Below are 21,051 nucleotides of genomic sequence, written 5' to 3'. Positions count from 1 at the left end.
CGCCCAACCGGCGGTTGCGGTTCCCTGTCGGATCGGTTTCAGGCGGGCACGGCCATCGCCGCGCGCGGCCGATAGGGCGGCAGATCGACCCCCGGCCGATACAGCAGCGACTGCCCGTCATGGAACAGATGCAGCGCGGCGGGATCGGCGGTCAGGCGCACCGTCCGTCCGTTCAGGCCCGGATGGATGCCCGGCAGCTTGGCGATGACCGGCACGGCGCCGCCGCGCGTGCCGAAATACAGCAGCGTCACTTCGCCCAAGGCCTCGGTCAGGTCCACGGCGCCTTCGAAGATCGCGGGACCGTCGGTTTCCCGCATATCCTCGGGGCGGACCCCGATGTTGACGCGCATCCCCTCGTCCCCCGCGCGGGTCGGGATCGCCGCCTGCGCGGTGCCGCCGCCATCAAGCCGGACGGTGGTCACGGGACCGGCGGCGGTCACGCGGCCGGGCAGCAGGTTCATGGCCGGGCTGCCGATGAAGCCCGCCACGAATTCGTTGATCGGGCGTTCGTACAGTTCCAACGGCGCGCCGACCTGGGCGATGCCGCCGCCCGCCAGGACCACGATCCGGTCGGCCAAGGTCATCGCCTCGGTCTGGTCATGGGTGACATAGATCATCGTCCGGTCGGGCATCGAAGCCTTCAACTGCGCGATCTCGATCCGGGTCGCGACGCGCAGCGCGGCGTCCAGGTTCGACAGCGGTTCGTCGAACAGATACACCTTGGGATCGCGCACGATGGCCCGGCCGATGGCGACACGCTGGCGCTGCCCGCCCGACAGGGCCTTGGGCAAGCGGTCCAGATAGGGCGTCAGTTGCAGCATCCTTCCGGCGCGGTCGGTTGCCTCCTGCACCTCGGCCCGCGACTTGCCCGCGATCTTCAGCGCGAAGGCCATGTTGTCGCGCACCGTCATGTGCGGATAGAGGGCATAGGACTGGAACACCATGGCGATGCCCCGCTGGCTGGGCGGGATGTCGTTCATCCGCTGGCCGTCGATCTCCAGCGTGCCGCCGCTGATCCGTTCCAGCCCGGCGATCATCCGCAGCAGGGTCGATTTCCCGCAGCCCGAGGGGCCGACGAAGACGATGAACTCGCCCGACCGGATGTCCAGGTCGATATCGCGCAGGACGTTCACCTCGCCATAGGATTTGGCGACATCGGTCAGTTTCAGATCGGCCATGGCGTCCTCCGTTGCACCCCTATCCCTCGATGATCCGCACCTGCCACGGACGCAGGCCCCCCGCCTCGTCGTCCGAAAGGTTGGCGCGGATTTCCAGCGTCTGCTTGTCGTCGGCACGCGTGAAGGTCAGGATCGGCCCATCGACCGACATGTCGGACATCGTGCCGCCGCGCAGCGCCGAATGCTTGCGCCGCAGCCCGATGGCCCAGCGGTAATGGTGCAGCATGGATTGCGCATCGGCTTCCTGCGCGACCACGGTGCGCTGCAGATGGGTATGGGGAATGGGCAGCCAGGGCTTGGCCGTGGAAAAGCCGCCGTTCACGCCCATGTCCCAGACCATCGGCGTCCGGCAGCCGTCCCGGCCCTTGAATTCCGGCCAGAACTCCTTGCCATAGGGATCCTGCAAATCCTCGAAGGCGATCTCGGCCTCGGGCAGGCCCAGTTCCTCGCCCTGGTACAGGCAGACAGAGCCTTTCAGGCACAGCAGCACCGTCGCATAGGCCTTGGCAGCCTGGTCCGACAGGTTCCAGCGGCTGATGTGGCGCACCACGTCGTGGTTCGACATCGCCCAGCACGGCCAGGAATTCGGCGCGACGGAATGCAGGGCTTCGAACACCTCGGAGATGCGGGCAGCGGCAAGATCCTGGCCGGACAGGAAGTCGAAGACATAGGACATCTGCATCCGGCCCGCGACGCCGGTATATTCCTCCAGCAGTTCCAGGGCGCGTTCGCTGTCGCCGATCTCGCCGATCACGGCGGCGCCATAGCTGCGCAGCAGCGTCGCCATCCGTTCCAGGAAGGCGATGTTTTCGGGCTGCGACTTGTCGAACTTGTGGCTTTGGTGGTTGTAGGGATTGACCGCCGGGGCGGTGTCGGACTTGCGCAATTCCTTGGCCAAGGGCGGGTTGTCGCGCAGTTGCGCGTCGTGGAAGTAGAAGTTGACGGTATCCAGCCTGAAACCGTCCACGCCCTTGTCCAGCCAGAATTTCGCCATGTCCAGCAATTCGTCCTGCACTTCCGGGTTGTGGAAGTTCAGGTCGGGCTGCGAGGCCAGGAAGTTGTGCAGATAATACTGTTCGCGCCGCGCATCCCACTGCCAAGAGGTGCCGCCGAACATCGACAGCCAGTTGTTGGGCACGGTTCCGTCCGGCTTGGGATCGGCCCAGACATACCAGTCGGCCTTGGGATTGTCGCGGCTGGCCCGGCTTTCGATGAACCACGGATGCTGGTCCGAGGTGTGCGACATCACCAGGTCGATCATCACCTTCAGGCCCAGTTCGTGGGCGCGTTCGATCAGGACATCGAAATCCTCCATCCGCCCGAACAGCGGGTCGACGCCGCGGTAATCGCAGACATCATAGCCGAAATCCTTCATGGGCGAGGTGAAGAAGGGCGAGATCCAGACCGCATCCACCCCCAGCGAGGCGACATAGGGCAGGCGCTGCGTGATCCCCGCCAGATCGCCGATGCCGTCGCCGGTCGTGTCCTGAAAACTGCGCGGATAGATCTGATAGATCACGCCGCCCTTCCACCAATCCACGGTCTTTTCCGTCAAGTCATCCACCTTTCACCGATCCGGCCAGCAATCCGCGAACCAGATATTTCTGCATCGCAAAGAACACGGCCAGCGGCACCGCGATCGAGATGAAGGCCGAGGTGGCAAGGATTTCCCATTCCCCGCCCTTCGATCCCATCAATTCGCGCAGAACGCCGGTCATGACCAGTTGCTCCCTGGTGTTGCCCAGGAAAACGGTCGCGACAAGCAGGTCGTTCCAGACCCACAGGAACTGGAAGATCGCAAAGCTGGCCAATGCCGGAAAAGACAGCGGAAGGATGATCTTGCGGAAGATCTGGAATTCGGTCGCGCCGTCCACGCGGGCGGATTCGATCACCTCTCGCGGCAGGCCGACCATGTAGTTGCGCAGAAGATAGATCGCCAAGGGCAGGCCGAAGCCGGTATGGGCCAGCCAGATCCCCAGGTATCCCTTGCCGATGCCCAGTTCGTTGTGCAGCCGCAGCAGCGGGATCAGCGCCACCTGCAAGGGCACGACCAGCAGCCCCACCACGGCGGCGGTCAGGATGGCGCGGCCCGGAAACTCCATCCAGGCCAGCGCATAGGCGGCGAAGGCCGCGATCAGGATCGGGATGACGGTCGCGGGGATCGTCACCGTCAGGGTGTTCATGAAGGCGCGGCCTAGCCCTTCGGCGGTCAGCACGCGGGCATAGTTTTCGGTGGTCAGCCGGGCGGGCGCCCCGGTGGTGACGAAGATCCGTTCGCCCCGGCGCATCTCGAACGGGGTGGGCGAGGTCATGCGATAGCTGCCGTCCGGGGCCACCGTGACCTGCCAGCCGTCGCCGATCTCGGCCGTCTCGCCGGGCTGGAAGGCGCCTGGTTCGCGGGCGCGGGTGCCCCAGGCGATCAGGGACTGGCCCTCCTCCAGCACGTTGCCCTCGATCACATAGGCGCCGTCCCGCTGGACCGCATCGTCGCCCGTGCCGGTGCGCACGAAGCCTGTCGCCTGCTGGTCGGAAAACGACTGCCACCAGCCCGAGGTCAGGATCTGGTCGCGATCCCGGAAGGACGATACCAGCAGGCCCAGCGTCGGGACGGTCCACAGCAGCACCAGCAGGAAGGCCGCGATGTTGACCGCCCAGACAAGACCCGATTTCTGTCCGGCCATGCCCTCCATCAGCGCACCTCCCGCCGGGCGTTGACGATGTTCCAGATCATGATCGGCGTGACCAGGATCATCAGGATGATGGCGATGGCCGATCCGCGCCCGTAATCAGGGGTGCCGCGGAACATCCAGTCATACATCAGGTTCGCCAGCACCTGCGTGCCCCATTGCCCGTTGGTCATCACGAACACGATGTCGAAGACCTTGAGGACGACGATGGTGATGGTGGTCCACACGACCGCGATGGTGCCCATGATCTGCGGGACCTTGATCTTGAAGAACACCTGCCAGGGGGATGCGCCGTCCAGGATCGCGGCCTCGATGGTTTCCTCGGGGATGCCGCGCAGGGCGGCGGACAGGATCACCATGGCGAATCCCGTCTGGATCCAGACCAGCACGATCATCAGGAACAGGTTGTTCCAGGGGATCAGCGTCAGCCACAGCTGCGGCTCACCCCCCAAGGCCTGGACGATGGCGTTCAGCAACCCGATCTGGTTTTCGCCCGGCGCGCGGTATTCATAGATGAATTTCCAGATCACCCCGGCGCCGACAAAGCTGATCGCCATCGGCATGAAGATCAGCGACTTGCCGATATTGCCCCATTTCAGACGGTCGGTCAGCTGCGCCGCGATCAGCCCGAACAGCGTGGACAAAGCCGGCACCACCAGCAGCCAGACCAGGTTGTTGCGCATGGATTCGCGGAATTTCCCGTCGTTCAGCAGCCAGGCGTAATTGCCGCCGCCCACGAAGTCGGTGCCCCGCGCATTGTGCAGCGACCGCCACAGGCTGTCGAAGATCGGATAGACCAGATAGACGCCCAGGAACAGGATCGCCGGACCCAGGAACAGCCAGGGGCGGATCTGGTTGGCCTTGCGGATATTGTCACCGGCATTCGGCCCGCGCGGGGGATAGATGCGGTCCAGGATCAGGTTCGATCCCCAGAACCACGCCACGCAGCCGAAGACGCCGATGGCGATGGTGCTGACGGCCAGCCAGAACAGTTCCATTCCGATACCTCGTGAACCGACGACAGGCGCGGCGGCCGGCCCGCCGCGCCGAGGACGTTACTTCAGCGTGGCCCAGGTCTGCTGGATCCGGTCGGCCACGTCCTGCGCGGAAGCGCCGCCGACGAAATTCACCATCCCCGTCCAGAAGGCGCCCGCGCCGACCGCGCCCGGCATCAGGTCCGATCCATCAAAGCGGAACACCGTCGCGTCCAGAAGAACCTGCCCCAGCCGCCGCTGGGTGTCATCCGCATAGGCGTCCATGTTGACGCCGGTATAGGGCGTCGTGAATCCCGACTGCGCCATCCACAACTCATGCGCGGCGGGGGTTTTCAGGAAGTCGATGAAGGCCAGCGCCACCGGGTTGTCGGTGAAAACCCCGAACAGCGTGCCGCCGCCCAGCACCGGCTGGCCCAGGCTGCCGTCGGCGGGGGCGGGGAAATAGAAGAAATCCGCATCCTCGCCCACCACGGTGCCTTCGGGGAAGAAGGACGGGATGAAGCTGGCCTGCCGGTGCATGTAGCAGGCGGGCGGGCTGGCAAACAAACCGGCGGGGCTTTCGCGGAAATCGTTCGACGCGACCGAGGCCGGGCCGCCCGCCACGAAATCGGGGTTCTTGGCGAACCAGCCGAATTCCTCGATGGCCTTGACGACCTTGGGATCGTTGAAGGGCAGCGCGTTGGTGGTCCAGGCGTCGTAATCCTCGGGCGTGTTCAGGCGCAGCATCAGATCCTCGACCCAGTCGGTGGCGGGCCAGCCGGTCGCCCCGCCCGACGCCAGGCCGATGCACCAGGGGGTTTCGCCGTCCGCCGCGATCTGTTCGGTCAGCGCCTTCAGATCCTCGTAGGTCGTGGGGATCTCGTATCCCGCATCCTCGAAGTTTTCCGGGACATACCAGACCAGCGACTTCACATCGGCCTTGTAGGGGAAGGCGAAGAAATGCTCGGTTCCGTCCTTGCCCGCATAGGTGCCAAGCGCGGCCCAGCTGTCGCCCGCCGCATAGTTGTCGCGCACCCATTGCGCGGTGTCCTCGCCCAGGTCGCGCAGGTATCCCTTGGATGCCAGATCCGCCGCCAGCCCCGGCTGCGGCAGCACGGCGATGTCGGGGGGCGAACCGGCCTCGCTGTCGATGACGATCTGCTGTTCGAAGCTGGTGGACCCGGAATAGTTCACGGTCGCGCCCGTCGCATCCTCGAAATAGGCCGCGATCGAGGTGAAAAGCTCTTGGTCCGGTCCCAGCCAGGGCGCCAGGATCGTCACGCTCTGGCCTTGCAGGTCGGAATGGGCGGCGCCGAAATCCTCGAGGCTCTGCCAGTCGATGCGGTCGTCGCTGCCCTTTTCGATCACCAGCTGCGCCTGGGCGCCGCCGGCCATCAGCGCGGCAATCGCCACGGTCGCATGAAACGATGTCCTCATGTCCTTCCCCCTTCGATCTCCGCATCTTATGCGCGAGAATTTGTGCCGATGGTCTCTTGATAAGACCCATCCTGTCAAACGCTTATTCCCATTCCAGTTCCTTGAAGGCGGCCGTCGCGTCGCGCGCGGCAGAGTCCGGGAAGGATGCCCAGTCCGCTGCGAAGGGCTGCAAGGCGGCGACGATGGCGGGGACCGCCTGCGACAGGGGCAACCCCTGCGCGACGGCCTTTCGGGTGCTGGCGGCCAGGACAGTCAGGAATTCCCGCTGCGCGCCCACCGCCTGCGGCCAGTCCGCCGCGACCGGCCCGTGGCCCGGCACGATGGGACCGGCGGTCTGGCCCGCAGCCATCCAGTCCAGCCAACCGGGCAGCGATCCATCGACGATGGGGGTCAGCCCGCGAAACACCAGATCGCCCGCGAACAGCGTGCCGGTGGCGCTGTCGCGCACGGTCAGGTCGTTGTCGCTGTGCGCCGGGCCGGTCGCGGTCAGCGTCAGGATGCGCCCGCCCAGGTCGATGTCCAGCCGGTCCGCCACTTCGATGTCGGGCAGCACGACCCGCGTGCCGATCATCGGCCCCGGCCCGTACAGATCGGTCAGGTTGTCCAGATAGACCGGGCCGCGCGCCGCCAGCGCATCGCCCAGCCGGGCATGGCCGACGATGGCGGCGCCCGCCTCGCGGAAGACCTCGGCCCCGAAGGCATGGTCGGGGTGCATATGGGTGACGATCAGGTGGCTGATCGGCTTGTCGCTGATGCGCCGGATCGCCGCGAACAGGGCCTGCCCCTGCTGGCGGGACGCGCCTGCGTCGATCACCGCGATGCTGTCGCGCCCGATGATGAAGCCCAGGTTGGCGATCCAGCCGTCCGGGCTGTCCTCGAACTGGGCGATCTGGCCGATATGGACGTGGATTCCCTGGGCCACCGCCTGGACCGGCAGGGCGGGCAGGTCGGCCAGGAGCGCGCAGGACAGGCCCCCCTGGACCAGCGAGGGGCGGTCCCCCAGCCACGTTTCGGCGATTCGCGGCGCCTGGGCCTTGCAATCCGCCAGGGCCGCAAACGGCTGCGCGACCAGTGTCATGGGGGCGCAGGTCGGGGGATTGGCGGCAAGGCAGGCGGATAGGATGGCATGAAACATTGCCGGATCTTCCCAATGTGACGGGTTGCGCGTTCCAACTTTTCGTGACCTCCGACCTTAGTCGTGTTGAATCGCGTTGTCTCTGGGCTAACATCACAGACAGTCGCCATCCTGGCGGCCGTGGATTTGGAGGAAATGCATGGCTTGGACGAAACCCATCCTGAAAGAAATCGCCTGCGGCATGGAAATCAACATGTACGCCCCGGCCGAGGACGAACCCGTCCTGTTCTGAAGCGTTCGCTTCAGGCATCATGACCGGCCCCGTCCGACGCGATCGGGCGGGGTCTTTTCGTCAGGGGGATCATGCGGATCATCGTGCTGGGCGCAGCGGCGGGCGGCGGCCTGCCGCAATGGAACTGCGGCTGCGGCAACTGCAACGCCGCGCGGGCCGGGCGTATTCCGGCGATGACGCAAAGCTCGGTCGCGGTCAGCGCGGATGGGCGGGACTGGGCGATCCTGAACGCCTCGCCCGACATCCGCGCGCAACTGGCGGCGACGCCCGCGCTGCATCCGACCGGGCTGCGCGACATGCCGCTGCGCTCGGTGCTGGTCACGAACGGCGATATCGACCATGTGGCGGGGCTGCTGACGCTGCGCGAAAGCCAGCCGTTTGCGCTGTATGCGACGCCCGTGATCCATGCGGCGCTGTCCGCGAACCCGATGCTGGCCGCCCTGCGCGAGGATCTGGTGCCGCGCCGGACCGTGGCCTTGGAGCAGTCCATCGACCTGGCGCCGGGGCTGACCGCCACGCTGTTCGCGGTGCCGGGCAAGGTGCCGCTGTATCAGGAAGGCGCGGTGGTCGAGACCGGCCTGGTCGGCGAAACCACCGTGGGCGTGGAGCTGGCGGCGAACGGGCGCCGCGCGCTGTATATCCCCGGCTGCGCCGACCTGCCGGGCTGGCTGCTGGACCGCATCGCAGGCGCCGACCTGCTGATGTTCGACGGCACCCTGTGGGAGGATGACGAGATGATCCGCATGGGCCTGGGCCAGAAGACCGGCCTGCGCATGGGCCACATGCCGGTGGTGGACACGATTGCCGCCCTGCGCGGCCTGGCCGTCGGGCAGCGGGTCTTCGTCCACATGAACAATTCGAACCCGCTGACCGATCCCGGCAGCACGCAGACCGCCGAAGCGCAGGCCGCTGGCTGGCAGATCGGCCGCGACGGAATGGAGATCACGCTGTGAAGGATATTCGCGACACCGCCCAATCGCGCGAGGATTTCGAGGCCCGGCTGCGCGCCATCGGCGCCGAACGCTATCACGACCGCCATCCGTTCCACGAACGGCTGCATGGCGGCCATTGCACCCCGGACGAGGTTCGCGCCTGGGTCATCAATCGCTGGATGTATCAGTCCCGCATCCCGATGAAGGACGCGGCCTTCATGTCGCGGGTGGAAGACCCGGACCTGCGCCGCGCCTGGCGCAAGCGGATCGCGGATCATGACGGCGGCGTCACCGAAGGCGGCGGCATCCGCCGCTGGCTGGCCCTGGCGCAGGCTGTGGGGCTGGACCCCGATTATGTCGCCAGCGGGGTGGGCATCATGCCCGCGACGCGTTTCGCGGTGGAGGCCTATGTCCGCTTCGTCCGCGACATGCCCTTGCTGGACGCGGTGGCCGCCAGTCTGACGGAACTGTTCGCGCCGAAAATCCATGCCCAGCGGATCGAGGGGCTGCTGGCCCATTACGATTTCGCCGACGACGCCAGCCTGTCCTATTTCAAGAAGCGCCTGACCGAGGCGCCCGAGGACGTGGCCTTCGGGCTGGATTACGTCCTGACCCATGCCGACACGCTGGAAAAACAGGACGCGGCGGCGGCGGCGCTGATCTTCAAGACCGACGTGCTGTGGGCGCAGCTTGACGCGCTGTGGCACGGCTATGTCGAGGGCAACATCCCGCCGGGCGCCTGGCGGCCGGGAGAGGGGATGGCAAAATGAACGCCCAGCCAGCCCCTCCAAGGCCAGCCGCCCTGATCGAACCCGACGACATTCCCTATCTGCCGCGCGGCGTGCGGCTGGCGGATGACCGGGTGCGCGGCATCCGCGTCTTGCAGGCCCCCGAACGGGCCATGCAGCTGGACGCCATCGGCGATGCGATCCTGTCGGAACTGGACGGCCAGCGCAGCATGGCCGGAATCGTCCACGACCTTGCCGTTCGCTATAATGCGCCCGACGATCAGATCGCGGGCGACGTGCGCGATTTTCTGACCGGACTGATCGAACGGCGCATGGTCTTTGTGAAGGACAGGTCATGAAGGACCAGCAGCATCAGCCCCGCGACCTGGACGGCAACCCCGTCACCCCCGGCCTGCCCATGGCCATGCTGGCCGAGGTGACGCATCGCTGCCCGCTGGCCTGCCCCTATTGTTCGAACCCCGTGGAACTGACCCGCGCCGCCCAGGAACTGACCGCCGACGACTGGGGCCGGGTGTTTCGCCAGGCCGCCGACCTGGGGGTGTTGCAGGTCCATGTCTCGGGCGGGGAACCCGGCGCGCGGCGGGATCTGGCGCAGATCGTGGCTCACGCGCGCGATGCGGGCCTGTATGTGAACCTCATCACCTCGGGGATAGGCATCACGCGCGACCGGCTGGAAGAACTGGACCGTGCGGGCGTCGATCACGTGCAACTGTCCTTGCAGGGGATCCGCCCCGACATGGCCGACCGGATCAGCGGCCATCCCGGATCCTGGGACAAGAAGATGGGTTTCGCCGACTGGGTGCGCGACATCGGCTTCCCGCTGACCATCAACGCCGTGGTCCATCGCCAGAACCTGGAACGCCTGCCCGACATGATAGACTTGGCCGAACGGCTGGGCGCGCGCCGGATCGAGGTCGCGACGGTGCAGTTTCACGGCTGGGCGGATCTGAACCGCCGCGCGCTGATGCCCACCCGCGACCAGGCGGCCACGGCGCGGCAGGTGGTGAACGACGCCCGCATCCGGCTGCGCGGGCGGATGGTCATCGACTATGTTCCCGCCGACCACCACGCCGTCTATCCCAAGGCCTGCATGGGCGGCTGGGGATCCACCGGCCTGAACGTCGCGCCCGACGGAACCGTCCTGCCCTGCCACGCCGCGCAGTCGATCACCTGGATGCGCTTCGAGAATGTGCGCGACCGGGATCTGGACGACATCTGGCTGAATTCGGACAGCTTCAACGCCTTTCGCGGCACCGCCTGGATGCCCGAACCCTGCCAGGGCTGCGACCGCAAGACCGTGGATTTCGGCGGCTGCCGCTGCCAGGCCATGGCGCTTGCGGGCGATGCGCGGGCGACCGATCCTGTCTGTTCGCGGTCGCCCTTCCACGCCGACGTGGTGGCCCGCGCCGAGGCCGATGCCCAGGCCGACACCGCCGACTTCATCTATCGCCGCATGAAAAAAGGGGATTAGACATGAAGACCCTTGCCCTTGTCGCGCTGCTGCTGGCCGGACCGGCGGCGGCGCAGGACAATCCGCTGAAGAATTCGCCGACCTGGGACGATCTGCGCGATTCCGTGCTGGGCCTGTCGGCCGATGTGCCGCAGGACGCGGGCGTGCTGGATCTGGACGCCCCGGTCCGCGCACACGAGGCCGCCATCGTCCCGATCCGCCTGACCCAGCCCGCCGACGCTCCGCCGGTCCAGGCCGTGACCCTGGTGATCGACGAGAATCCCGCCCCCGTCGCCGCCGAATACAGCTTCGGCCCGGCCATGGCGCCCTTGGATTTCGAATTCCGCGTCCGCGTGGACAGCTATTCCGACGTGCGCGCCATCGCCGATACCGGCAACGGCACCCGCGTGATGGCGGGCCGCTTCGTCAAGGCTTCGGGCGGCTGTTCGGCCCCGGCGGGCAAGGACATGGCCGAGGTGGAAGCGACGATGGGCCAGATGCGCTGGAAAAGCGCCGTCCAGGACGGCCGGACCATCGGCACGCTGATGATCCGGCATCCGAATTTCTCGGGCCTGCAACGCGACCAGGTGACGCTGCTGAACATCCCCGCCCATTTCATCGACCGTCTCGAAGTCCGGCAGGGCGACGACCTGCTGTTCAGCCTTGCCGCCGGTATCTCGATCAGCGAGGATCCGGTGTTCCGCTTCGCCTATGCCCCCAACGGCCAGCCGATCCATGTCCATGCCGAGGATACGGACGGCAATACCTGGGACCACAGCTTCGATGCCGTCAATGGATAAGGACACCATCATGACCAAACGCGCGACCATCGCCGTCGATATTCAGAACGACTATTTCCCCGGCGGAAAATTCCCGCTGGAGGGCATGGAGGACGCCGCCGCCAAGGCACGCGCCGTGCTGGACGCCGCCCGCCGACGCGGCGACCTGATCGTGCATGTTCGCCACGAATTCGCCGACGATTCGGCGCCGTTCTTCCATCCCGGCAGCGAGGGCGCGGGCATCAACCCGACTGCGGCGCCGCAGGGGGACGAGATCGTCGTGACCAAGAACAACGTCAACGCCTTCAAGGATACCGGCCTGCAACGCATCCTGGACGACAACGGCGTCACCGACGTGGTGATCGTCGGCGCCATGAGCCATATGTGCATCGACGCCGCCACCCGGGCGGCATCCGACCTGGGCTACAAGACCACGGTGATCGCCGATGCCTGCGCGACCCGCGACCTGGAATTCCAGGGCACGACCGTCCCCGCCGCCCAGGTCCATGCCGCGATGATGAGCGGGCTGGCCTTCGGCTACGCCACCGTCACGGACGCGCAGGACTGGATCGCCGGTCAACCCGCCTGACGCGCCCGGCCCGGCGGGACCGCGACCTTGGTCGCATCAGCAGGCTTGCGTTGGCGCACAGCAGGCCTACAATCGTGAAAGAATGTTGCGGAGGGGAGACCGCGATATCATCCGAGGAGGAATCACGATGACAGCCGCAGCCATGCAGGCCCGTGCGCCGCAGACGCCACGGCAAAGCGCCGATCAGGTCCGGGAAATCCTGATCGTGGACGATCACCCGCTGATGTGCGATGCCCTGGCGTTGACCCTGAAGATCAGCTTCGGCCTGAAGAATGTGCGGACCGCCCGCAGCCTGGGCGCGGCCCTGGACGGGATCAAGGCGCAGGGCGCGCCGGACGCGGTGATCCTGGACCTGAACCTGCCCGACGCGCGCGGGGCCGAGGGGATCGTCACCCTGCGCCGCCAGTTGCCGGACGTGCCGATCACCATGATCTCGGCCGACATGGACAGCGCCATGATCTCGGCGGCGATGGCCGCAGGGGCGCAGGGCTATATCAGCAAGTCTCTGGGCCGCGAGGCCCTGGTGGACAGCCTGCGCCGCATGTGGGAGGGCGAGCATGTCACCCCCGAAGGCTATGCGCCCGACCAGGCCGATGCGGACGATGCGGCCAAGGCCGAACTGGCGCGCCGCTTCGCAACCCTGACGCCGCAGCAGATGAAGATCCTGCGGCTGATCTGCCAGGGCAAGGCGAACAAGGAGATCAGCTATGACCTGTCCATCGCCGAGGCGACGGTAAAGACCCACATCACCGCCATCATGTCCAAGATCAACGCCCGCCGCCGCACCCAGGCGGTGCTGCTTGCCAATACGGTCCGCCTGTTCGAGGCGGGCTGATGATGGATACCGGCCCGGCAGCGAAGGAGGGCGCCACCGGGCCGGTGGCCGTGCAGGCCGACCGCGGACAGGCCGATCACGGCCGGATCCTGCTGGACGGCCTGCGCGGAGCCAATCCGGGCCTGGTCCTGATCTTCGGCGCGCATGGTCCCGAACTGGCCGCGCTTGACGCGGCGCTGCGGGCGGGCCTGCCCGAGGGCTGCGTGATCGCGGGCTGTTCGTCCGCAGGCGAAATCGGGCCGTCCGGCTATGCCAGCGACAGCGTGGTCGCCATCGGCTTTCCGGCGGCGCATTTCCGGGCCTCGGCCCTGGTGCTGCCCGATCTGGACGCCTTGCCGGTGTCGGACTGGATGGCGGCGCTGCGCCGGTTGCAGGCGGGCTTCGGTCCCGATCCGCAGCGGTCGCTGTTCGGGCTGCTGCTGGTCGACGGGCTGGCGGGCCAGGAAGACGCCCTGGTGGCCACCATCGACGCGGCGCTGCCCTCGGTTCCGACGCTGGGCGGATCGGCGGGCGACGGGCTGCTGTTCCGCCAGACCTGGCTGCTGGCCCAGGGCAAGGTCGTGACCAATGCCGCCGTCTTCCTGCTGGTCGAAACCGACCTGGCCGTCAGCGAGGTGACCTTTGCCCATTTCAGCCCCACCGACCGGCGCGTGGTCGTCACCGCCGCGATCCCCGAAAAGCGCCGCATCCTGGAACTGAACGCCGAACCGGCGGCCGAGGAATATGCCCGCCTGACCGGACTCGCCCCCGACGCCCTGACGCCCACCGAATTCGCGCGCCATCCGCTGTTGCTGCGGATGGGCCGCCACCATCACGTCCGGGCGATCAGCGCGCAGACCGGCGACGGCGGGCTGTCGCTGATGTCGGCCATCGACACCGGCACGGTCCTGACGCTGGGCCGGGCCGAGGACATGACCCAGGGCTTCGCCGAGGCGCTTGCCGCCCTGCCCCGCCCGCCGCTGATGGTTCTGGCCTTCGACTGCATCCTGCGCCGCCTGGCGGTCGAACGCGAAGGCCTGAGCGACCAGATGTCGGAACTGCTGGCGCGGTATCGCGTGGCGGGGTTCAACACCTATGGCGAACAGCACAGCGGGATGCATGTGAACCAGACCTTCGTGGGACTGGCCTTCATGCCCAACACGGATGCGGCAACGACCCATGCTGCGTGACGACGACGGTCCCGAACGCCGGGTCGAAAAGCTGGCCCGCATCAACCAGGTGCTGATCGACCGCATCGACCGGCTGGAGGAATCGCGCGGCTCGGCCTGGTCGATGTTCCAGGCCGCCGTCGCCCTGGAACAAGAGGTGATGGCCCGCACCCGCGACCTGGAACGCGCCCTGGCCGACCTGTCGCAACGCAACCGCGAACTGGCCGTCGCCCGCGCCTCGGCCGAGGAAGCCAATCGATCCAAGACCCGCTTCCTGCGCGCGGCCAGCCACGACCTGCTGCAACCCCTGTCGGCGGCGCGGCTGTTTTTGTCGATGCTGGCGGACACGCCGATGACCGAACATCAGGCCGAACTGACCGACCGGCTGTCGGGGGCCTTCGAATCGGTGGAACAGCTGATGCACGCGGTCTTGGACATCTCTCGGCTGGACAGCCAGCGGATCGAATTCCACCGCCAGCCGGTGCCCTTGGGCGATCTGTTCCGCAAGCTGGCCATCGAATACGCCCCCCTGGCCGAAGCGAAGGGGCTGCGGCTGTCCTTCGTGCCCACCGATGCGGTGGTCGAAAGCGACCCGGTCTTCCTGCGGCGGATCGCGCAGAACCTGGTGTCGAACGCCATCAAGTATACCAACCGGGGCGGCGTGGTGGTGGGCGCGCGCAAGCGCGGGTCGCTGGCCTGGCTGTGCGTCTATGACACGGGGGTGGGCATCCCGGCCGTGGACCGGAACCGGATCTTCGACGAATTCCAGCGGCTTGGCAACGACAACCGGACACCAGGAATGGGCCTGGGCCTGTCCATCGTGCGCCGCGCCTGCGCCAAGCTGGACCACCCGATCCGCCTGGATTCCGAGGCGATGCGCGGCACGGTCTTTCGCGTCGGCCTGCCCCTGGTCCAGCGTCAGGACCGCAGCGGCCCGGACCGGCCCGCCCGCGCCACCCTGCCCCTGCGCGGCCGGGTCGCCCTGGTGGTGGAAAACGACCAGGGGATGCGGCGCGGATACGAGATGATCCTGCGCGATCGGCTGGGGATGGTGGCCCGCATCGCCGGCGGCACGGCCGAGGCCCTGGCGACCATGGGCGACGACCCGCCCGACGTGATCCTGGCCGACTACAACCTGGAAAACGGCGATACCGGCGTCCAGGCAATCGCCGCCCTGCGCCGATCGGCGGGCCAGGCGATCCCCGCCGTGATGATCACCGCCCATCGCGACCCGCAGATCGCCCGCAACTGCGCCGCCATGCAGGTGCATCTGATGGAAAAGCCCGTGCGCCCCTCGGAACTGGCCGAGATGCTGGGCGGCATCCTGGCATGATCTGCGACCAAAGGCCGAGGGCGCGCGCGGTGGGGCTTGCCCTTCGCCGCGGGGGGCGCAAACTGCCCGGGCATTGGGGGAGGGTTAGCATGAAACGAGCCATTGCCGCGGCCTTGTGGCTGGGGCTGTCGGTCCTGTCGCCGGGCATTGCCCCTGCGGGCGAGGCGGGCGACGCCGTCTTTGCCGAACGCGGCCCCTGGTCCATCGAGGGGCGCGACCTGCACTGGTCCCTGCATGTCGAGGGGCCGCAGGCTCCGGGCTTTGTGCCGGTCCGGGACGGCAGCCTGACGCTGACCCAGGTGATCGACCCCACCGACAGCCAGCCGGTGCTGCAACTGGTCCAGCAGACCGATTCGCGGACCCGGCGGATCGGGCCGTTCCCGATCTCGGCCGGGGATCCGGTGCTGACCTTCTTTCTGGAACAGGTTACCCGCGACATGGCGACCCTGACCGGGGGCAGCCCGTTCTATATCCGCAACCGCATCAAGGAGGCGCTGTTCCAAGGCGGCAGGATCGCCGCGCAACAGGGCGGGTCGGTCGCCAGCTTCCAGCCCTTCGCGGACGATCCGAACGCCAACCGGATGAAGGGGTTCGAAACGCTGACCCTGACCTTCCTGCTGGGCGATCCGTCCCAGCCGATCCGCGAACTGCGCGCCGAAACGGCCGGGGCGCAGCCCGGCTATGTCCAGCGGATGGCGCTGCAATGATCGCCCGGCTGGCCTTGCTGGCCCTGGCGACGGGCGCGGCGCCCGCCTGGGCGCAGGCGGTGAACGATTATCCGACCAATGCGCGGGCGGAATACGTCTTTGCCTGCATGGCGACGAACGGCCAGACCCGCGACATGCTGGACCGCTGTTCCTGCGCCATCGACCAGATCGCCGAGGTGTTGCCCTATGACGATTACGTCAGCGCCGAAACGGTGTTGCGGATGCAGCAGACGACCGGCGAACGATCCGGCATGTTCCGGGGAATGCCGCAGATGACCGAGATCATCGCCCATCTGAAACGCGCCGAGGCCGAGGCCGAGATTTTGTGTTTCTGAGCGGCGAAAGGTCCTTCAGTCCAATGCCCGCCCATGATCCGGCTGGACCCCGCTAGACCAGCACCATCCCGATCGCTGCCCCCGCGCCAAGCGCCAGCGCCAGCGCCAGCCAGACCGGCGCGCCGCGGCGGATCACGACCGGCTGGATACGGCGCGCGTCCTCGGGATGGGCGCGTTCCCACAACGCCTGTTCGACCATGCGCGGCAACAGGGGGCCGTAACGCCCCACGGTCTGCGCCACGCGCGCCATGTCGCCTGCCAGCGCACGGGGTCCGATGTTCGACTTGATGTAATCCGACACCACCGGCTTGGCCGCGTCCCAGATGTTCAGCTGCGGATCGACCGACCGGGCCACACCTTCGACCACGACCATGGTGCGTTGCAGCAGGATCAGCTGCGTCTGGGTCTGCATCCCGAAGCGTTCCGTCACCTCGAACAGATAGGCCAGCAGGTTCGCCATGGAAATCCGGCTGGCATTGGCGCCGAAGATCGGCTCGCCCACGGCGCGCAGGGCGCGGGCGAATTGCGCCTCGTCGCGGTCGCGGGGGACATAGCCCGCCTCGAAATGGACGCGGGCGACGCGGCGGTAATCGCGCTGGATGAAGCCATACAGGATCTCGGCATAGATGCGGCGGGTGTATTCGTCGATCTCGCCCATGATGCCGAAGTCATAGGCCAGCACGTCGCCATTCGCCGCGACCTTCAGGTTGCCGTGATGCATGTCGGCATGAAAGAACCCGTCGCGCAGGGCGTGCTGCAAAAACAGCTGGATCACCCGCGTGGCGATGCGGCTGACATCATGGCCCGCCGCCAGCAGCGCGGCGCGGTCGCCCATCGGCAGGCCCTCGGCCCAGTCCGAGGTCAGGACGCGGCGCGAGGACAGATCCCAATGCGGACGGGGAACGGCAAAGCCCGGATCGTCCTTGGTGTTTTCGGCGAATTCCGACGCGTTCGCCGCCTCCAGCCGCATGTCCTGTTCGGCGGTGACGGTGGCTTCGAAATGGGCCACCACGTCGCGCGGGCGCAAGCGGCGGCTGCCGGGGGACAGGAATTCGATGATCCCGGCGGCGAAATGGAACGCGTCGATATCGCGGCGGAAGGCCCCCGCGATTCCGGGGCGCAGCACCTTGACCGCGACCTCGCGCCCCGTCTCGCGCACGCGGGCGCGGTGGACCTGGGCGATCGAAGCCGCCGCCACGGGTTCCGAGAATTCGGAAAACAGCAGATCGACCGGCATCCGCAGGTCGGCCTGGATGATCTCCTTCGCCTGCCCGGTCGGGAATGGCGGCAGGCGGTCCTGCAACATCCGCAACTGGTCGGCCATCTGCACGCCGACCACATCCGCGCGGGTCGAGAGGATCTGGCCGAACTTGATATAGGCCGGGCCAAGCGCGGTGATCGCCCGCGTGATCGGCGGCAGCGCCGGGTCGCCCTTGTAGCCCAGCCAGCGGAACGGCCAGCCCAGGATCCGCGCGGCGACGCGCAGCCGGGGCGGCGCCTCCATCGCGTCCAGGACCGCGCCCATCGCGCCGGTGCGCTCGAAGGTGGCGCCGGTGCGGATCAGGCGCAGAAGGTTGTGCGGTCCCCTCAAAGCTTCCAGCCCGAATGCAGGGCGGCGATGCCCATCGACAGGTTGCGATACTGCACGCGGTCGAAACCGGCGGCGCGGATCAGATCGGCGAAGGCGTCCTGGTCGGGGAACTTGCGGATCGATTCGACCAGATACTGATAGCTGTCGCGATCCCCCGTCACCGCCTGGCCCATCGCCGGGATGACGTTGAAGGAATAGCGGTCATAGGCCCATTGCATCGCGGGCACCGGGATCCGACTGAACTCCAGCACCATCAGCCGCCCGCAGGGGCGCAGGACGCGATGGGCCTCGGCCAGGGCGTCGGGGATGCGGGTGACGTTGCGGATGCCGAAGCTGATCGTATAGCGGTCGAAGCTGTTGTCGGCAAAGGGCAGCGCCATCGCATCGCCCGTGACCCAGGACAGCCGGTCGGATTTCTCGACCGCGTCGGCGCGCTTGCGCCCCTCGACCAGCATGGATTCGGTCATGTCGCAGACGGTGACGCGGGCGCCCGGCGCACGGTCCAGAAACCGGAAGGCGATGTCGCCCGTGCCGCCCGCCACGTCCAGCAGGTGCTGACCTTCGCGCGGCGCCAGCCAGTCCATCATCGCGTTCTTCCAGACCCGGTGGATGCCCGCGCTCATCAGGTCGTTCATCAGGTCGTAACGGGACGCGACGCTGGAAAAGACCCCGTGGACCATCCCGGCCTTGGCATCCTCGTCCACGGTCTGGAAACCGAAATGGGTCTGCTTCTTGTCGTTCATCCGCTTGCCGATCCGCTGTTTCATCGCCAGATAGATCCGACGCGCCTGCGGCACAATGGATCGAAAGGACCGGGATTGCCAGAACTGCCCGAAGTCGAAACCGTCCGCCGCGGCCTGTTGCCGCATCTGGAAGGACAACGCATCGCGCGGGCCGAGGTTCGCCGCCCCGACCTGCGCTGGCCTCTGCCGGTCGATCTGGTGCAGGTGCTGACCGGGGCCATGGTGACGGCGCTGCGGCGGCGGTCGAAATACCTGCTGGCGGACCTGGACCGGGGCGGCACGCTGCTGATGCATCTGGGGATGTCGGGGCGGATGCTGGTCCAGGACGCATCGCTGGGCGATTTCCACCGCGACCCGGCGATCCTGCCGCGCCATGACCACGTGGTGCTGACGACCGAGGCGGGCAGCACGATCACCTTCAACGACGCCCGCCGCTTCGGCATGGTGGATCTGATCCGCGAGGGGTCGGCGCATCCGCTGCTGGACCATCTGGGGCCCGAGCCCTTCGACGGCGCCTTTACCCCGGCCTATCTGGCTGCGGCCTTTGCGGGCCGCCGGGTGCCGGTGAAACAGGCGCTGCTGGATCAGCGGATCGTCGCGGGCCTGGGCAATATCTATGTGTCCGAGGCGCTGCACCGCGCGGGCATCGACCCGCGCCGGGCGGCGGGGCGGATCGGGGCCGCGCGCATCGCCGCATTGGTCGGCCATATCCGCGACGTGCTGACCGATGCCATCGCGGCGGGCGGATCCAGTCTGCGCGACCACCGCCAGGCCAGCGGGGAACTGGGCTATTTCCAGCACAGCTTCCGCGTCTATGACCGCGAGGGCGCGCCCTGCCCCACCCCCGGCTGTTCGGGCAGCATCCGCCGGATCGTGCAGGGGGGGCGGTCCAGTTTCTTCTGCCCTGCCTGCCAGCGTTAGGCTGCTTGGCTTTCCGCCCGCGCTTTTGATAGGGTCCGCCACGAACCTTTTGCAACCGGGACGCACCATGGCCTATGACACCATCATCGTCGAGATCGAGGGCAGCGTCGCCCTGATCCGGCTGAACCGCCCCGAGGCGCTGAACGCGCTGAACACCGCGCTGATCACCGAACTGGGCCAGGCCCTGGCGGAAGCCGACCGCAATGACAAGATCCGCTGCGTCGTTCTGACCGGCAGCGAAAAGGCCTTCGCCGCCGGGGCCGACATCAAGGAGATGTCCACCAAGACCTTCGTGGACGCCTATGACGAGGATCTGTTCGGCGCGAAGATCGATGCGATCACCCGCATCCGCAAGCCGATCATCGCCGCCGTTTCGGGCTATGCCCTGGGCGGGGGATGCGAACTGGCGATGATCTGCGACTTCATCATCGCCGCCGACACCGCGAAATTCGGCCAGCCGGAAATCAACCTGGGCGTCATCGCGGGCATCGGCGGCACCCAGCGGCTGACCCGATTCGTGGGCAAGTCCAAGGCCATGGACATGCACCTGACCGGCCGCTTCATGGACGCGGCCGAGGCGGAACGGTCGGGCCTGGTCAGCCGCGTGGTCCCCGCCGCCAAGCTGATCCCCGAGGCCATGGCCGCCGCCCGCAAGATCGCCGAGAAATCCCAAGTCTCGGTCAAGGCCGCGAAAGAGGCCGTCAACCGCGCCTACGAGACGACCATGGCCGAGGGCATCCTGTTCGAGCGGCGCAATTTCCAGGCGCTGTTCTCGACCGAGGATCAGAAGGAAGGCATGGCCGCCTTCCTGGAAAAGCGCGAGCCGCAATTCCGCGACCGCTGATTTTTCGGCTTTCCTTTGCGGGCCATTTGCCTTATAGGCCCCGGCTTACATGCGCGTGGGCCCGCTTAGGCAAGAATCATGACCGCTTTCCCCGGAATGCGGCGTCTTGGGTCTTTTGCGCAATCGAAACGCTGAAGACCTGAACAGGAAGAACAAGACCCATGGCCAACTCGCCCCAGTCCAAGAAACGCGCCCGCCAGATCGAGCGTCGCACCGACGTGAACAAGGCCCGCCGTTCGCGCATCCGCACCTATCTGCGCAAGGTCGAAGAGGCCATCGCCTCGGGCAATGCCGACGAGGCCAAGGCGGCCCTTCAGGCGGCCCAGCCCGAACTGATGCGCGGCGTCACCAAGGGCGTGGTCCACAAGAATACTGCGTCGCGGAAAATCTCGCGCCTGGCATCGCGCGTGAAGGCCCTGTCGGCGGCCTGATTCTCGCGCCGTCCGCGGCGC

At 67.2% G+C, this 21,051-nt stretch carries 23 protein-coding genes; 15 read left to right on the top strand and 8 right to left on the bottom strand.

Going from position 1 to position 21,051, the window contains the following annotated elements:
• Window positions 1-38 precede the first annotated feature (38 nt).
• The 6 genes from ACTJI6_RS01085 to ACTJI6_RS01060 form a co-directional block, all read right to left on the bottom strand.
• Window positions 39-1,178 (bottom strand): ABC transporter ATP-binding protein, encoded by a 1,140-nt coding sequence (locus ACTJI6_RS01085; protein ID WP_440797080.1) that lies wholly within the window; start codon window positions 1,176-1,178, stop codon window positions 39-41.
• A gap of 19 nt (window positions 1,179-1,197) precedes the next feature.
• Window positions 1,198-2,742 (bottom strand): alpha-amylase family glycosyl hydrolase, encoded by a 1,545-nt coding sequence (locus ACTJI6_RS01080; RefSeq protein ID WP_440797077.1) that lies wholly within the window; start codon window positions 2,740-2,742, stop codon window positions 1,198-1,200.
• Window positions 2,735-3,868 carry a carbohydrate ABC transporter permease gene (locus ACTJI6_RS01075; protein WP_440797075.1) on the bottom strand — a complete coding sequence of 378 codons (1,134 nt, stop codon included), beginning with the start codon at window positions 3,866-3,868 and terminating at the stop codon, window positions 2,735-2,737. Before ACTJI6_RS01075 ends, ACTJI6_RS01080 begins: the two co-directional genes overlap by 8 nt.
• Window positions 3,868-4,863: a carbohydrate ABC transporter permease gene (locus tag ACTJI6_RS01070; RefSeq protein ID WP_126154041.1), complete on the bottom strand. Its 996-nt coding sequence runs from the start codon at window positions 4,861-4,863 to the stop codon at window positions 3,868-3,870. Before ACTJI6_RS01070 ends, ACTJI6_RS01075 begins: the two co-directional genes overlap by 1 nt.
• Window positions 4,864-4,920: 57 nt before the next feature.
• The gene (locus tag ACTJI6_RS01065; RefSeq protein WP_440797073.1) at window positions 4,921-6,276 is read right to left on the bottom strand and encodes an ABC transporter substrate-binding protein; all 1,356 of its coding nucleotides are present in this window, start codon (window positions 6,274-6,276) and stop codon (window positions 4,921-4,923) included.
• A gap of 82 nt (window positions 6,277-6,358) precedes the next feature.
• A complete protein-coding gene (locus ACTJI6_RS01060; RefSeq protein WP_440797071.1) occupies window positions 6,359-7,411 on the bottom strand; it encodes a quinoprotein relay system zinc metallohydrolase 2 in 1,053 nt (350 codons plus the stop codon).
• 139 nt (window positions 7,412-7,550) lie between these two features.
• On the opposite strand from ACTJI6_RS01060, the gene pqqA reads away from it, so the two are divergent.
• The 12 genes from pqqA (at window position 7,551) to ACTJI6_RS01000 (ending at window position 16,500) form a co-directional block, all read left to right on the top strand.
• Entirely contained in the window at window positions 7,551-7,643 is a 93-nt protein-coding gene (pqqA, locus tag ACTJI6_RS01055) for a pyrroloquinoline quinone precursor peptide PqqA (protein ID WP_043131127.1), read from the top strand.
• 71 nt (window positions 7,644-7,714) lie between these two features.
• Entirely contained in the window at window positions 7,715-8,596 is an 882-nt protein-coding gene (pqqB, locus tag ACTJI6_RS01050; RefSeq protein ID WP_440797068.1) for a pyrroloquinoline quinone biosynthesis protein PqqB, read from the top strand.
• On the top strand, window positions 8,593-9,345 hold the full coding sequence (gene pqqC, locus ACTJI6_RS01045) for a pyrroloquinoline-quinone synthase PqqC (protein WP_440797066.1): 753 nt from the start codon (window positions 8,593-8,595) through the stop codon (window positions 9,343-9,345). Before pqqB ends, pqqC begins: the two co-directional genes overlap by 4 nt.
• Window positions 9,342-9,662 carry a pyrroloquinoline quinone biosynthesis peptide chaperone PqqD gene (gene pqqD, locus ACTJI6_RS01040; RefSeq protein WP_440797064.1) on the top strand — a complete coding sequence of 107 codons (321 nt, stop codon included), beginning with the start codon at window positions 9,342-9,344 and terminating at the stop codon, window positions 9,660-9,662. Before pqqC ends, pqqD begins: the two co-directional genes overlap by 4 nt.
• Window positions 9,659-10,795: a pyrroloquinoline quinone biosynthesis protein PqqE gene (gene pqqE / locus ACTJI6_RS01035; RefSeq protein WP_440797062.1), complete on the top strand. Its 1,137-nt coding sequence runs from the start codon at window positions 9,659-9,661 to the stop codon at window positions 10,793-10,795. The genes pqqD and pqqE overlap by 4 nt, the downstream gene beginning before the upstream one ends.
• A gap of 2 nt (window positions 10,796-10,797) precedes the next feature.
• Window positions 10,798-11,574: a quinoprotein dehydrogenase-associated SoxYZ-like carrier gene (locus tag ACTJI6_RS01030; RefSeq protein WP_440797060.1), complete on the top strand. Its 777-nt coding sequence runs from the start codon at window positions 10,798-10,800 to the stop codon at window positions 11,572-11,574.
• A 10-nt stretch (window positions 11,575-11,584) separates the two neighbouring features.
• Window positions 11,585-12,142 carry a cysteine hydrolase family protein gene (locus ACTJI6_RS01025; protein ID WP_440797057.1) on the top strand — a complete coding sequence of 186 codons (558 nt, stop codon included), beginning with the start codon at window positions 11,585-11,587 and terminating at the stop codon, window positions 12,140-12,142.
• A gap of 127 nt (window positions 12,143-12,269) precedes the next feature.
• On the top strand, window positions 12,270-12,977 hold the full coding sequence (locus ACTJI6_RS01020) for a response regulator transcription factor (RefSeq protein WP_126154049.1): 708 nt from the start codon (window positions 12,270-12,272) through the stop codon (window positions 12,975-12,977).
• A complete protein-coding gene (locus tag ACTJI6_RS01015) occupies window positions 12,977-14,146 on the top strand; it encodes an FIST N-terminal domain-containing protein (protein WP_440797055.1) in 1,170 nt (389 codons plus the stop codon). The genes ACTJI6_RS01020 and ACTJI6_RS01015 overlap by 1 nt, the downstream gene beginning before the upstream one ends.
• On the top strand, window positions 14,136-15,458 hold the full coding sequence (locus ACTJI6_RS01010) for an ATP-binding response regulator (RefSeq protein WP_440797053.1): 1,323 nt from the start codon (window positions 14,136-14,138) through the stop codon (window positions 15,456-15,458). Before ACTJI6_RS01015 ends, ACTJI6_RS01010 begins: the two co-directional genes overlap by 11 nt.
• Before the next feature lie 89 nt (window positions 15,459-15,547).
• The gene (locus ACTJI6_RS01005) at window positions 15,548-16,165 is read left to right on the top strand and encodes a hypothetical protein (protein ID WP_440797051.1); all 618 of its coding nucleotides are present in this window, start codon (window positions 15,548-15,550) and stop codon (window positions 16,163-16,165) included.
• Window positions 16,162-16,500, top strand: a complete 339-nt coding sequence (locus tag ACTJI6_RS01000) for a hypothetical protein (protein ID WP_440797049.1) — start codon at window positions 16,162-16,164, stop codon at window positions 16,498-16,500. Before ACTJI6_RS01005 ends, ACTJI6_RS01000 begins: the two co-directional genes overlap by 4 nt.
• A 52-nt stretch (window positions 16,501-16,552) precedes the next feature.
• On the opposite strand, the gene ubiB is transcribed toward ACTJI6_RS01000, so the two are convergent.
• Both ubiB and ubiE read right to left on the bottom strand, forming a co-directional pair.
• Window positions 16,553-18,091 carry a 2-polyprenylphenol 6-hydroxylase gene (gene ubiB / locus ACTJI6_RS00995; protein WP_440797047.1) on the bottom strand — a complete coding sequence of 513 codons (1,539 nt, stop codon included), beginning with the start codon at window positions 18,089-18,091 and terminating at the stop codon, window positions 16,553-16,555.
• Complete coding sequence (ubiE, locus tag ACTJI6_RS00990; protein WP_440797326.1) at window positions 18,088-18,834, bottom strand: bifunctional demethylmenaquinone methyltransferase/2-methoxy-6-polyprenyl-1,4-benzoquinol methylase UbiE; 747 nt, start codon at window positions 18,832-18,834, stop codon at window positions 18,088-18,090. Before ubiE ends, ubiB begins: the two co-directional genes overlap by 4 nt.
• A gap of 75 nt (window positions 18,835-18,909) precedes the next feature.
• Between ubiE and mutM the strand changes: the two genes are divergently transcribed.
• The 3 genes from mutM (at window position 18,910) to rpsT (ending at window position 21,030) form a co-directional block, all read left to right on the top strand.
• Entirely contained in the window at window positions 18,910-19,755 is an 846-nt protein-coding gene (mutM, locus tag ACTJI6_RS00985; RefSeq protein WP_440797045.1) for a bifunctional DNA-formamidopyrimidine glycosylase/DNA-(apurinic or apyrimidinic site) lyase, read from the top strand.
• 67 nt (window positions 19,756-19,822) lie between these two features.
• Window positions 19,823-20,599 carry an enoyl-CoA hydratase gene (locus tag ACTJI6_RS00980; RefSeq protein ID WP_440797043.1) on the top strand — a complete coding sequence of 259 codons (777 nt, stop codon included), beginning with the start codon at window positions 19,823-19,825 and terminating at the stop codon, window positions 20,597-20,599.
• Window positions 20,600-20,760: 161 nt separating this feature from the next.
• Window positions 20,761-21,030, top strand: a complete 270-nt coding sequence (gene rpsT, locus ACTJI6_RS00975; protein ID WP_126154056.1) for a 30S ribosomal protein S20 — start codon at window positions 20,761-20,763, stop codon at window positions 21,028-21,030.
• Window positions 21,031-21,051: the final 21 nt, after the last annotated feature.

The sequence above is a fragment of the Paracoccus sp. 22332 genome, from assembly GCF_052045125.1.
Classification (GTDB): domain Bacteria; phylum Pseudomonadota; class Alphaproteobacteria; order Rhodobacterales; family Rhodobacteraceae; genus Paracoccus; species Paracoccus haematequi_A.
The sequence above is the reverse complement of the archived record's forward strand: the minus strand, read 5'-3'. Positions and strand labels throughout refer to the sequence as shown.

Bases quoted from the DNA above. Each gene is read 5' to 3' on its own strand.
- rpsT (WP_126154056.1), top strand. From the start codon at position 20,761: ATGGCCAACTCGCCCCAGTCCAAGAAACGCGCCCGCCAGATCGAGCGT.
- ACTJI6_RS01015 (WP_440797055.1), top strand. From the start codon at position 12,977: ATGATGGATACCGGCCCGGCAGCGAAGGAGGGCGCCACCGGGCCGGTG.
- ACTJI6_RS01075 (WP_440797075.1), bottom strand. From the start codon at position 3,868: ATGGAGGGCATGGCCGGACAGAAATCGGGTCTTGTCTGGGCGGTCAAC.
- pqqE (WP_440797062.1), top strand. From the start codon at position 9,659: ATGAAGGACCAGCAGCATCAGCCCCGCGACCTGGACGGCAACCCCGTC.
- ACTJI6_RS00980 (WP_440797043.1), top strand. From the start codon at position 19,823: ATGGCCTATGACACCATCATCGTCGAGATCGAGGGCAGCGTCGCCCTG.
- ACTJI6_RS01030 (WP_440797060.1), top strand. From the start codon at position 10,798: ATGAAGACCCTTGCCCTTGTCGCGCTGCTGCTGGCCGGACCGGCGGCG.
- ACTJI6_RS01060 (WP_440797071.1), bottom strand. From the start codon at position 7,411: ATGTTTCATGCCATCCTATCCGCCTGCCTTGCCGCCAATCCCCCGACC.
- pqqB (WP_440797068.1), top strand. From the start codon at position 7,715: ATGCGGATCATCGTGCTGGGCGCAGCGGCGGGCGGCGGCCTGCCGCAA.
- ACTJI6_RS01000 (WP_440797049.1), top strand. From the start codon at position 16,162: ATGATCGCCCGGCTGGCCTTGCTGGCCCTGGCGACGGGCGCGGCGCCC.
- ubiE (WP_440797326.1), bottom strand. From the start codon at position 18,834: ATGAACGACAAGAAGCAGACCCATTTCGGTTTCCAGACCGTGGACGAG.
- ACTJI6_RS01070 (WP_126154041.1), bottom strand. From the start codon at position 4,863: ATGGAACTGTTCTGGCTGGCCGTCAGCACCATCGCCATCGGCGTCTTC.
- pqqA (WP_043131127.1), top strand. From the start codon at position 7,551: ATGGCTTGGACGAAACCCATCCTGAAAGAAATCGCCTGCGGCATGGAA.
- pqqD (WP_440797064.1), top strand. From the start codon at position 9,342: ATGAACGCCCAGCCAGCCCCTCCAAGGCCAGCCGCCCTGATCGAACCC.
- ACTJI6_RS01065 (WP_440797073.1), bottom strand. From the start codon at position 6,276: ATGAGGACATCGTTTCATGCGACCGTGGCGATTGCCGCGCTGATGGCC.
- ACTJI6_RS01010 (WP_440797053.1), top strand. From the start codon at position 14,136: ATGCTGCGTGACGACGACGGTCCCGAACGCCGGGTCGAAAAGCTGGCC.
- ACTJI6_RS01025 (WP_440797057.1), top strand. From the start codon at position 11,585: ATGACCAAACGCGCGACCATCGCCGTCGATATTCAGAACGACTATTTC.
- ACTJI6_RS01020 (WP_126154049.1), top strand. From the start codon at position 12,270: ATGACAGCCGCAGCCATGCAGGCCCGTGCGCCGCAGACGCCACGGCAA.
- ACTJI6_RS01005 (WP_440797051.1), top strand. From the start codon at position 15,548: ATGAAACGAGCCATTGCCGCGGCCTTGTGGCTGGGGCTGTCGGTCCTG.
- ACTJI6_RS01085 (WP_440797080.1), bottom strand. From the start codon at position 1,178: ATGGCCGATCTGAAACTGACCGATGTCGCCAAATCCTATGGCGAGGTG.